Genomic DNA, 11,691 nt, shown 5'->3' on the forward strand with positions numbered 1-11,691 from the left:
TCGAATATAAAAACGACATCATAATTACACTTGTAAAACATGTATAAATGTATTACCTATCATTGGGCTCTTATAAGTGTTTTATAATCAAAAATGAACTCTACTTATATTTAAATTGCCATATAAAAATTGCGTATAGCGTTAAAATTGCAATTTAAAAGTTGCAATTTATTTGATTATTGCAACTTTTATCTGGCAGTTTTGTATCTTTGTACTATAAACTTATATAATATGGAACAATTATTTGAACTTTTCCGTAGATTACTGAATTTGACAGATACATCCTACATTCGCTATTTACACGACGATATCAATTGGTCTGCCAGAATGTTAGGAATAATAGGACCCAGAGGAGTAGGAAAAACAACTATGCTATTGCAGCATATAAAGTTACATCACTCACTGGAAGATACGCTTTTTGTCAATGCCGATGATCTTTATTTCGCAGAACATAAGCTTTTCGATTTAGCTTCTGTTTTTTATAAAAATGGTGGGAAACACCTTTTCATTGATGAAGTACATAAGTACCAGAACTGGTCTAAAGAATTAAAAATGATTTATGATTATTTCCCAGACTTTCAAGTTGTATTTACCGGTTCCTCTATTCTTGATATTTACAAAGGAAATGCTGATTTAAGCCGCAGGGCATTGAGTTATTTCCTGCCAGGGCTTTCTTTTCGAGAGTATATAATGTTATCTAAGGGGATACAAATACTACCTTATTCTTTACAAGATATATTAAATCATAAAGTAGAACTTCCGGGAGTTAATCACCCGTTACCATTGTTCAAAGAATATTTAGAAAATGGTTATTATCCATTTTTTAGTGATCCCGGATATGACCAACGCCTACGTAATATCATTAATTTAACTGTCGAAAATGATATACCAATTTATGCAAATATGAATGTAGCAACTACCAAAAAAATCCGGCAATTACTTTATGTTATATCACAAAGTGTACCTTTTAAACCCAATTTTACCAAAATTGGACAACTGATAGGCGTACATCGTAATCTTATTACTGATTTTCTATATTATTTAGAAAGAGCTGGTATAATAGCCCAGCTACGTAATGGTACAGGAGGAATTCGTTTACTCGGAAAAATAGAAAAGATCTATTTGGATAATACTAATTTAGTCTATGCCTTGGCTGAAAACAAACCCGATACAGGAAACATTCGGGAAACATTTTTTCTCTCTCAAATGAAAGTTCACCATAAAGTGATTTCATCAGAGAAGTCAGATTTTGAAATAGATAACTATACTTTTGAAATAGGAGGGGCAGGAAAACAGCAAAAACAAATACATGGTATAGAAAATGCTTATGTGGTAAAAGACGATATAGAATATGGATACAATAACACAATACCTTTGTGGCATTTCGGATTCAATTATTAACATTGTGGCGAATAGTAGCGCATATTAAATCCATCCTATATTCCCAACAATACAATAAATAATTCAGATGGTCATGTAAAGAAATGAAAAGAGGGTGCGCTTCACAAAAGGGTACCCTCTTACTATATATGCAATATAGCATCATTTCAAATAAATGTTATGAATTATAAGCCAGATATAAAATCGACGATTTTGACTATGCTTTCTGTATTATTCTTTATTCGATTCTTCTTTATAAATAATGCTATCTCTTTCTTTAGATCAGGAAATAACTTTACCAGTTCTTTGGCTTTAGTAAATTTCTTCAATTGATTATCTACTTCAATATAATACAGAACGTAAGGTTCCGCTTTATAGTTTTCGGGTAATTTCAATTGATAGATTTCTCCGGATGTGTTTAATGATGAAATATTATCAACAGCCGTAGTTGAAGAAGTACCATAGCCGATGTTTTGTGCTTGAATACTCATCCGGCAACGATAAGAAGCGTATAAAGTATACTTATTCCGTGACAAGACTTCATAAAAACGATTGTCAACCGGAACAAACTTTCGTTTATCAAAATAGACCGTATCAATCTGATCTATCGGATACAATGCCATATTCTTACCTTCTGGTGAAATATAAATCATCTCTTCTGTGGCTTTATTATAATTGAGTGCAGTCCGATTTTCCTTCTTGTTTTTGTATAAAATCGTGGCGTCTCTAAACTGGTTGAACAGAAAATGATTATCTATACTCTGTCCTACAACATTAACTCCCCAAAACAATAAGGGGGCTATTTGTATGATACGGATTTTTAGCAAATTCATTCTATAAATATTTTTCGTTTATACATATTGTTTCCGGATAGAATGGATACAATATAGATACCTTGAGAAAATTGTTTCAACGAAAGTTGGTTCGTGTTTTTAGTTTGTTCCAAAACTTTGCCTGAAATATCTGTTACGACAATAGACTCAACGTTTTCATCTGATGACACATACAGTGTATTATCCACCATTTTTAGTTGCATCTTTCTATCATCAAAAAGATTTTCAAAGCCAGTAGGAATATCTTCTATTTCGAAAGTCAACTTATCATCTTCCATGATCACATTTCTAATTCTCAGGCCACCGTCCGAATTATCTGACAAGAAAGGCTTAGGGAATGTTTTATCTGTCATTACAGCACCCGAAGTTGTCTGATAAGCGGCTTCATCCAAAAAACCATTTTCCGTTAATGAACCAAAGGGACGATAAATATAAACTTCATCAGGAGGACCGTTGCGATTCCCTTCACTGACCGTTGTATTGATTCTATAAATGAGTAGCCCTGACCGGATCAGATTTTTTTCATACTTTCCTTCTTTTTTCCGGTATTCCAAAACAAAATATTCATTTGGATTAGTAGAGTTAACTTTATAGCAACTATTTTCTGCACTCTGAGATAATGGAAGTAGTGTATAGGTACCCGGTTGGGTTATTGTAGGCATATCTTTAATCCAACTTTGGCCTGCATACATCCATTTCATATAGGCTCCCATGTGACACCAACCACTGTTCATCAGATCCCAACTACCCACAGGATCGAGATTCTGACTTTCTTCACTATAATGATATAAATCCGGTGCACCTAATGCATGGAACATCTCATGGCAAAGTGTATTCACGGTAACTTGGTTCTCGGGTTGGAAAACATAATCCATCACTCGCTTACCATGAATGTAGCATTCCTTAGTATAAAGCGACCAACGGTGTGCCCACAATAAATCACTCCAGCCATCACTATTTCCTTGAATGACAAAACAGACATTGTCTATATAGCCGTCGTTGTCATTATCCAGCTCATCCGGCGTAAAATCTTGTTCGATACTGGCTTTTACTGCATCAATAGCATTTACTATCAAGTTATGTTCTCTGTTTGTCGACTCGTCACTTGTTCTATAGCCATCAGGGTTAGTTGTTGCATTATAAGGGCGATAAAAGCCTCTGTTATGAAAATCGATGTAACCATTAGCGGTAGAAGTCATATCCGAAGTTTTGGGATAAAAATGTGAAGTGATATCCAAATTACTGTATGATACCTCCTTATAATAGTCTTTCAATGATCCGCTCGAAGATGTAGTACTATTGAACCGACTGTCATATACCGATCTCTTTTTTGAGAATGTGGTAGCATCTTTAAAAGAAACAAATATGACGATATTGTTTAATGGATTTTTATGAGAGGCATATTGAGGTTTAGTAGTTCTGGTCATTGGCTGAATTTGCATTCGTTTCCGGCGTTTGTCGTATTGTTGTTTTGATATTTTCAACCAAGGAACGATTTTTGTTTTTGATGGTAATTCATCATCCACCCGATATATTGAAGGTACCAGTTCTCCTTTATCGTTTTTAATTGCATAATAACAATAACCATCTTCTGCTTGTACAATGGTGTACCCGTCTTTATCATGTATCCAATGATAAAATTCGTCACCAGATGCATACAAAACTAACTGACTTCCATCGGCTTGAGTAACAATGGTTTCCAAAAAGCGGAAAGGAGCTGCATATATACCCAAACATGTGCAACACAGAAAGACAATAAATAATAGATTCCTTTTCATAATATATTTGTTTTTAGACAAATAAGGTCACCTTAATATCAGGTGACCTTATCAAGTTATTGATTACTCATTTTATTACTTTTTTGTAAAAGTAACACTGCCTTGCATCCAATATTCAAACCATGCATACGGAACACCTGATTCATAAGCAAGGAATCCAAATCCATTATCTTCATTCAATGTAATTATCCCATTATCATAAGTTGCCATTACATTATCAGTTTCGCTATAATATTGTTTCCCATCTTCGACTGTTGTCCATACGAAATGAGCAATATATCCAGCTTGTGCTTCTCCTACATCTTGATTCTTATAGAATGTGATAACCGTCTCCCCATCTTCTTCACCAACAGAAGCTAAAACAACTTCCGGATATCCAAAGTCAACTTCTATTTCGTTCAATGCTCCAGCATCGTGTGCTGCTATTGTAACATCATATCCATTAGGAGAAGCCTGTCCTTGAGATATCAGAATTCCTTCCATTGCATACGTTCCAAACAAATATGATAACGGATGTTCATCGTCTGCAATGGATATTTTTACAGAGTTCTGAACGGATTCTTTCAATTCAGGAGTACTACTTGCAATCGTAAGTGTAAATGTCTTTTTTCCTGTGAATACATTATTATCAATAGGACGAATTACAATATTCTGAGTTCCATAGCCTTCTTCAAAAGTGATTTCTTTATTGTCTATTGTGAAATCTTCACCTTCAATGGCTGGATTCGTATCTCCCTCTGTTGAAACGGCCAATGTAACAGTAACTTTACCGCTTCCGGGGATACCGGCCAATACTAATGGAATCTCTAAAGGTTCAGTAGCATTTTCATTTACAGAGGCAGTTGTTTTTGAAAAACTGGCGTTGCTATCTTCTGCATTGAATGACTGCGGAATGTTATCATCACATGAAGCAATAACAAATAAAGTTCCGACAGCCAGAATTAAATATTTCAATTTTCTCATTTGTTTCTGTTTTTAGAATTAATATTTGTTCTGAATCATATTTTCATTTGCATCTATTTCTGACTGAGGAATAGGCAATACATAATAAGGGCTGTCAGCTGACACTTCCTGTGCATCAGAACTTGCACCTGTGCCATCAGCAAGGAACCCTTTATCGTCACGGATCACATCTTCATGGCGGCGCTTCAGATCAAAGAACCGATGTCCTTCAAATGCAAGCTCCAAACGTCTTTGTAACTGAATTTCCTTTTCCAATGCAGATCCGGCTTCAGTACCTTCTTCATAATCAGAATAGCGTTTTGCACGTAATAGATTCAAATCACTCAGCGCCTCCGGATAATTCTTTAAGTTGTAATTGGCTTCAGCGCGTGTCATATACATTTCAGATGTACGGATAAGAGGAATGTCAACCAAACCTACAGTAGCTCCACCATTATTCCATTTCCATACAACGTTGCACAAACCACTCTTACAGGTCACTTGCTTTATAACTGCATTACGACAGTCTGTACCTGAATACAATGATTTTAATCCATAAGAAACAGAGTAGTTAGCATTATAATTGCTTACACTTCCCTGTCCCCAGTCATTACCTGGCAAATAACCGTCATCAGACTTCAACGCAATACGTAATATAACCTCTGGAACATCCATGCTCGTAGTGTATATTTTACTAAAGTCATCGATACCGGCAATATCAGAACCGTCACCAGCTATCGCTTCAGTAGCATTATCCACAGCCAATTGGTCTTTTCCCATCGTCAGATATACGCGTGCCAAAATTGCTGCAATAGCCTTTTTATTTAAACGATAATTGATTGTCGTATTATAATCATCGCTCATCATCCCTTTGGCTCTTTCCAAGTCTTCCGTCAACCAAGTATATACCTCTTTTACCGTGTTACGAGCCGGAAGCGTTGTTTCCGTATCTTTTTTATAAGTTACCCCCAGATCAGAATCGGAAGCTTGGAGATAATTTTTACCATAAAGGCGTACCAGGTCAAAATGGATCATTCCGCGCAAAGCGAGACATTCAGCCAACAAGTTCTTACCTAATTTTTCATCTGAAGCAATGATTGAAGGATCACTTTCCATGCGTGTAATAACCTCGTTTGTTCCCAATATGGCATTGTATGCAGCACTCCACATTCCACTTACACCATAAGTGTCGGCATAAAATTTAAATCCGGCAAACTCGTTATAGATAAGACGTCCGTCACGGTTCAGAATCAGATTGTCTGACATCACATCAGGTACCATCAACATAAAATTGGCTGTGTAGGATGAAGAACGCATCGATTCATATACACTATTTGTGGTATTATTAAAATCTTCTAAAGATTCTAATGCGTTATCGCTGTTCAGTGAGTCATGGGGAGTTGTGTCCAAAAAATCAGCACATCCCGTAAATGAAAGACTCAAAAAAGCGATTACCGGTATTATTGTTTTTCTTGATAGTTTCATACTTTATTTTTTTAATGAAAAAACTTTATTAAAAACCTATTTCGATACCAAACATAATGGTACGTGAAGCAGGGAAGCTAAAATCGAGTACAGCCGCTGCTGGACCTGCTGTAGCTGCCAATCCTGTTGTAGGCGAGTCCCCAACTTCCGGGTCAAGACCACGGAAATTCGTAATTGTGAACAGGTTCAATCCTTGGGCAAAAATTCTCAGATTTTCAACTTTTAAAGGTTTCAGTAAACTTTTGGGGAATGTATAGGCCAAAGTCAGATTTCTCAGACGCATATAAGAACCGTCTTCAAGATATCTGGTAGACATATAGGTGCTGTTATTTAAATCCTGTCTCGGTACATTGGTTATATCTCCCGGTTGCTTCCATTGGTCATACAATAAACTCTTATCTAAATTCTGTCCGATTTGTGCACCATCGCTTTCCGTAAAGAAACGGTTGTGATTATAGATGTAGTTGCCACCTGAGAAATAAAAATCAGCATTCAATTCGATACCTTTGTATGCCACTCTCGCCCCAAACGAACCAAAATATTTCGGGTCCGGAGTCTTATCATCCAAAATTACCGCATCGTTCGAATCATATACATTTGTAATTTTACCGTCTTTGGTATAGTACAAAGCATCTCCATTTGCAGGATTTACACCAGCCCAACGTACCATTTTGTACACATTGATAGGATATCCCTCTTTGATTAAGTTATTCCAGCCAACTGTTATGTCATTCCCTTTGTATAATTTCTCAATTTTGTTTTTATTTTGGGATATCATTCCATTCAGACTGAATGTCCAATCATTGGTCTTTATGATATCACCGCTAATAGCCAATTCATACCCTTTATTCATCAATTCTCCAACATTATCAATACGGCTTGAAAAACCGGAAGTCATTGAAAGACGTGTTGCTAAAAGCAGATCGGTTGTTTTACGTTTATAAAGGTCGAATGTGATATTCAAACGTGAATCAAAAAATGCGGCATCCAGACCTACAGATGATTGCATACTCTTTTCCCATGAAAGTTCCGGATTTGGCAAACGTTTCGGGTAAGCAGTCGAAGCACCGTTGTAGCTACCGTAGCCATATACACCTTGTGCTGCATAATCACCGATGTTATTATTACCGGAAGTACCTACACTGCCACGAAGTTTCAAACGGCTCAACCATTCTACATCTTCAAGGAAGCTTTCTCTTTCCATATTCCATCCTAAACCGATAGCCCAGAATGTACCGAATTGATTGTCTGCACCAAAGCGGGAAGAACCGTCACGACGTATTGCAGCATCGACAATATATTTATCATCATATGTATAGCCTGCCGTAGCCAAGTAAGAAAGCATTCTCCAATCTGTAGTAATACCTTCAACATCTTTATCGGTTGCACCAATATCTATGGCATCCAATTTTCCGGTAGGATATCCGCTGACAGCAGCAGCAATATCACGATAATTACTGGATTGTGCCTCCATACCGACAATAGCCTTCACTTGATGCACATCATTGAACGTTTTATCATAGCTCAACATATTCGTCCATACCCAAGTGGCTCTATGTGCATATGAATCACGACGATACCCATAAGGAGAACCTAATATTTGAGACAATTGAGATTCCGGATGATTGAACTGATACTGCAGATTTTGGGTATAATCAATACCTGCAACAGTAGTATATTTAATCTCGTCCCAAATTCTCCACTCGAGACTGAAAGCGCCAAGCATTTTCAACTTATTGATATAGGATGGGTTATTATCGATATTCTCGAATATATTCAAAGGTACACCACCGACAATTATGTCAGTATTGTAAGTGCCATCTTCATTATAAGGTGCATCATATGGGTTTGCACTATAAATATAATTAAAAGGATTCAATGCATTACGGTCAGTTCTCAATAATCCTTCCTTAGATACACCGGCCGATGAAGAGAAATTAATCTTCAAGCGATCTTTAATTTTGTGTTCGATATTAGCACGAACGGTACCACGAGTCAGATACGAACCCGGCACAATTGCATCCTGATCAAAATATTGACCGGAAATATAAAAACGGGTAGCATCCGTACCACCGGATACGTTCAGTTCGTATGATTGAGTAAAGCCGGTACGGAAAACTTCATCCGCCCAATTGGTATTTGGTGCAGCTGCAATTTCTTCATCTGTCATTGAAGCTCCTTGACCGCTACCCAACTGGCGCTCATAAAGTAGTTTCTCCTGTGCATTCATCATTGTAAAATCACCGTCAGTCAATGTTCTGGTCGAAATTCCAAATAAAGCCTTCGCATTTACAGTTGTCTTTCCACTTTGTCCCTTTTTAGTAGTAATAAGGATTACGCCATTAGCACCTCTGGAACCGTATATAGCAGTAGCAGAAGCATCTTTCAATATAGACATATATTCTATATCGTTGGAGTTAAGAGCCGCAAAATCAGTAGAAGAAACTGGTACACCATCAATTACATATAGCGGGTCATTACCTGCAGAAATAGAACTGGTACCGCGAATCTTAATATTTGCTCCGGCACCTGGTCTACCGGTAGAAGCCGTAACTTGTACACCGGCTGCTTTTCCTTGCAATGCCTGATCGACACTATTTACCGGAACTTTTGTTAATTGATCCGCTTTTACAATATCTACAGATCCCGTCAGTGAACTCTTTTTTGCAGAACCATATGCTACAACTACAACTTCATCAACCATCTGTGAATCAGATTTTAATATTACCTTTACAGTTGGTTTGATCGTTACCTCCTGTGTCTGCATTCCGATGTAAGAAATCTGCAAAGTCTTTGCAGAACTTGGTACGCTCGACAAAGTAAAATTACCATCTACATCAGTTATAGTACCTAAATTGGTACCTTTTACTAATACAGAGGCCCCAACAACTGGTTGCCCATCTTCTTCAGAAATCACAACACCTGTAACCTTCTGAGTCTGGGCAGTTACTAGACCTATACTTACAAAAAGGCAGGTCAATAACAGCATTAATTTTCTTTTCATAAATTCTCTCTTAAAGTTTAACTTTACATTAATTGTTTCTTTACTCTAACAAAATGCAAATATATTAATAAATATGAAACGAGCAATTATTTTTGCGAAAAAAGCTTGTGTTAATAACAAATTGTTATCAAAATGAGCTTGTTTATGCTCAACAGCATATAATCATAGCTTAAAAAACCTAAACAGAGTATCAAATAATAACATGTTGTATTGACGAAAAGTACGATTTTATCGTTCATTTTCTGTTTTTCACTGCAAATTTTGGCAAAAAGCTCTCCATTTTGACTAATGGAAAAGCTTTATAAACAAAAATTCCGCATTTTTTTTAAAAGAAATTCATTAGTTATAATATATGTTTTTACGCTTTTAGCAGATATTAAAACTTATTCAGTTCTTATATAGGCCATATATACGTCTTATTTGTTTATAGTATTAATTCAAAATTAACCTAATGGAAAAAATTATCTACAATTTAGTATTCAACAGAAAAAAAAGCCTGAATAAAAAAGGCATGGCTTTAGTTCAAATAGAAGCCTATTTGAATAGAAAGAAAAAGTACTTTTCGACTAAGGTCTATTTGAAACCGGAACAGTGGGATGCAAAAAGAAGAAGAGTAAGGAATCATCCGAATGCAGATGCAATAAATCGGATGATTTATGAGTATATGGCTGAGATAGAAAAGAAAGAATTGGGGTTATGGCAGCAAAGGAAAACGGTTACATTGGATGCTTTAAAAGAGGCATTGGTAAGCGTGCAAGAGGAGGAGGAGTCTTTTCTGGCTTTTTTCCGTAAGGAAATCATCAATTCCAGATTGAAGGAGAGTACAAAGCAAAATCATCTTTCAACGCTTGAATTACTGAGGGAGTATAAGAAAGATGTTTCATTTACCGAACTAACTTTTGAGTTCATATCTTCTTTTGATCAATACTTGCAAGCCAAAGGATATCATGTGAATACCATAGCCAAACACATGAAGCACCTGAAACGTCATATAAATACAGCAATAAACAAGGAGTATATGGAAATACAAAAATACGCTTTTAGGAAATATAAAATTAAAAGTGTAGAAAATAACCATACTCACCTTTCGCCGGATGAACTTAATAAAATAGAGAAACTTGATTTGGGAGATAGATATACCAGGCTGGAAAAGACTAAAGATGCTTTTTTGTTTTGCTGTTATGCGGGGTTACGTTATTCAGATTTTGTGAATCTGTCTTCCGAAAATATCGTCAAAATTCAAAAAGACACTTGGTTGATATATAAAACAATAAAAACCAGAATAGAAGTGAGACTCCCTCTCTATCTATTATTTAAAGGAAAAGGTCTTGAAATATTGAATAAATATCAGAATAATCTTTCGGATTTTTTTAATCTCAGAGATAATTCGAATGTGAATAAAGAACTGATTATTATATCAAGGCTTGCAGGAATACATAAAAAAATATCTTTTCATACCGCAAGACATACTAATGCCACCTTATTAATATACAATGGAGTGAACATTACTACTGTACAAAAACTATTGGGACATAAGAGCGTAAAAACAACACAAGTATATACGAATGTTATGGATATGACTATTGTCAGAGATCTGGAAAAAGCTAAAAGTACCAAACGTTCTCCGGTGTAAAATCAGGAAATATCCTTTCCGGGTATCGTGCCCACCGTCCGTATGCCCGGTAATCACCATCCGTATGCTCGGTGCTTACGCCCCGTATGCCCGATACTTGGGGGGGTATTTGTACAGAGACTGGAAAGCAGCAGGGCCCCTTCACCCTGTATCGCCGATGAACAAAGCAGTGAAGCAAAAAAGGTAAAGCCGGTGAAAGGGGAAAAAATAGACAGAAAAGATATCCTGAAGAATAAAAACATTCATCAGAAAAAAGATGCTACATCTTTTTTTGAAACCTGCACATCTTTCCGTTGCAACCTGTTACATCTTTTTTTGAGAGATACTACGTCTTTTTTTGAAAGGTGCTATGTCTTTTTGAAAAAGATGTTACGTCTTTTCAAGCAGACAGGAGGTACTGATGTATATGGGTTTGGGTTGACGCTGTCACAACTTATTTTTTGCGATTACTAAGATTATTATATATACTATCGATTTTTTCATTTATTTAATTTATACATAATTCTGTTTATAAAAGGTTGTTATTTCAACATCATCAGATGACCTTTCAATCGACAGATAGTTTGACCGGGAAAATATCAGATACATTCGCTATATTCTTACAGGATTTTGAAATATTGATTCAGCGCAATGGTT

General features: G+C 36.1%; 7 protein-coding genes. 2 read left to right on the forward strand and 5 right to left on the reverse strand.

Annotated features, from left to right (window positions below; genetic code table 11):
- Positions 1-231 precede the first annotated feature (231 nt).
- Positions 232-1,401: an ATP-binding protein gene (locus QVP90_RS00645; RefSeq protein ID WP_005926069.1), complete on the forward strand. Its 1,170-nt coding sequence runs from the start codon at positions 232-234 to the stop codon at positions 1,399-1,401.
- A 164-nt stretch (positions 1,402-1,565) separates the two neighbouring features.
- On the opposite strand, the gene QVP90_RS00650 is transcribed toward QVP90_RS00645, so the two are convergent.
- The 5 genes from QVP90_RS00650 to QVP90_RS00670 form a co-directional block, all read right to left on the reverse strand.
- Positions 1,566-2,213, reverse strand: coding sequence for a hypothetical protein (locus QVP90_RS00650; RefSeq protein WP_007478789.1), 648 nt, complete (start codon positions 2,211-2,213; stop codon positions 1,566-1,568).
- Positions 2,210-3,991 carry a M6 family metalloprotease domain-containing protein gene (locus tag QVP90_RS00655; protein WP_021935413.1) on the reverse strand — a complete coding sequence of 594 codons (1,782 nt, stop codon included), beginning with the start codon at positions 3,989-3,991 and terminating at the stop codon, positions 2,210-2,212. Before QVP90_RS00655 ends, QVP90_RS00650 begins: the two co-directional genes overlap by 4 nt.
- A 75-nt stretch (positions 3,992-4,066) precedes the next feature.
- A complete protein-coding gene (locus tag QVP90_RS00660; protein ID WP_007478787.1) occupies positions 4,067-4,954 on the reverse strand; it encodes a Calx-beta domain-containing protein in 888 nt (295 codons plus the stop codon).
- An 18-nt stretch (positions 4,955-4,972) separates the two neighbouring features.
- Positions 4,973-6,418 carry a RagB/SusD family nutrient uptake outer membrane protein gene (locus QVP90_RS00665; RefSeq protein WP_007478786.1) on the reverse strand — a complete coding sequence of 482 codons (1,446 nt, stop codon included), beginning with the start codon at positions 6,416-6,418 and terminating at the stop codon, positions 4,973-4,975.
- 28 nt (positions 6,419-6,446) lie between these two features.
- Positions 6,447-9,422: a SusC/RagA family TonB-linked outer membrane protein gene (locus QVP90_RS00670; RefSeq protein WP_005926086.1), complete on the reverse strand. Its 2,976-nt coding sequence runs from the start codon at positions 9,420-9,422 to the stop codon at positions 6,447-6,449.
- Between the two features lie 451 nt (positions 9,423-9,873).
- Between QVP90_RS00670 and QVP90_RS00675 the strand changes: the two genes are divergently transcribed.
- Positions 9,874-11,055, forward strand: a complete 1,182-nt coding sequence (locus QVP90_RS00675; protein WP_007478783.1) for a site-specific integrase — start codon at positions 9,874-9,876, stop codon at positions 11,053-11,055.
- The last annotated feature ends 636 nt before the right edge of the window (positions 11,056-11,691 follow it).

Source organism: Bacteroides sp. CAG:189 (genome assembly GCF_000432295.1).
GTDB lineage: Bacteria > Bacteroidota > Bacteroidia > Bacteroidales > Bacteroidaceae > Bacteroides > Bacteroides salyersiae.

What these genes read in the sequence shown, in the direction of transcription:
- QVP90_RS00655 (WP_021935413.1), bottom strand. Translation starts at nt 3,991, where the DNA reads ATGAAAAGGAATCTATTATTTATTGTCTTTCTGTGTTGCACATGTTTG.
- QVP90_RS00645 (WP_005926069.1), top strand. Translation starts at nt 232, where the DNA reads ATGGAACAATTATTTGAACTTTTCCGTAGATTACTGAATTTGACAGAT.
- QVP90_RS00660 (WP_007478787.1), bottom strand. Translation starts at nt 4,954, where the DNA reads ATGAGAAAATTGAAATATTTAATTCTGGCTGTCGGAACTTTATTTGTT.
- QVP90_RS00675 (WP_007478783.1), top strand. Translation starts at nt 9,874, where the DNA reads ATGGAAAAAATTATCTACAATTTAGTATTCAACAGAAAAAAAAGCCTG.
- QVP90_RS00665 (WP_007478786.1), bottom strand. Translation starts at nt 6,418, where the DNA reads ATGAAACTATCAAGAAAAACAATAATACCGGTAATCGCTTTTTTGAGT.
- QVP90_RS00670 (WP_005926086.1), bottom strand. Translation starts at nt 9,422, where the DNA reads ATGAAAAGAAAATTAATGCTGTTATTGACCTGCCTTTTTGTAAGTATA.
- QVP90_RS00650 (WP_007478789.1), bottom strand. Translation starts at nt 2,213, where the DNA reads ATGAATTTGCTAAAAATCCGTATCATACAAATAGCCCCCTTATTGTTT.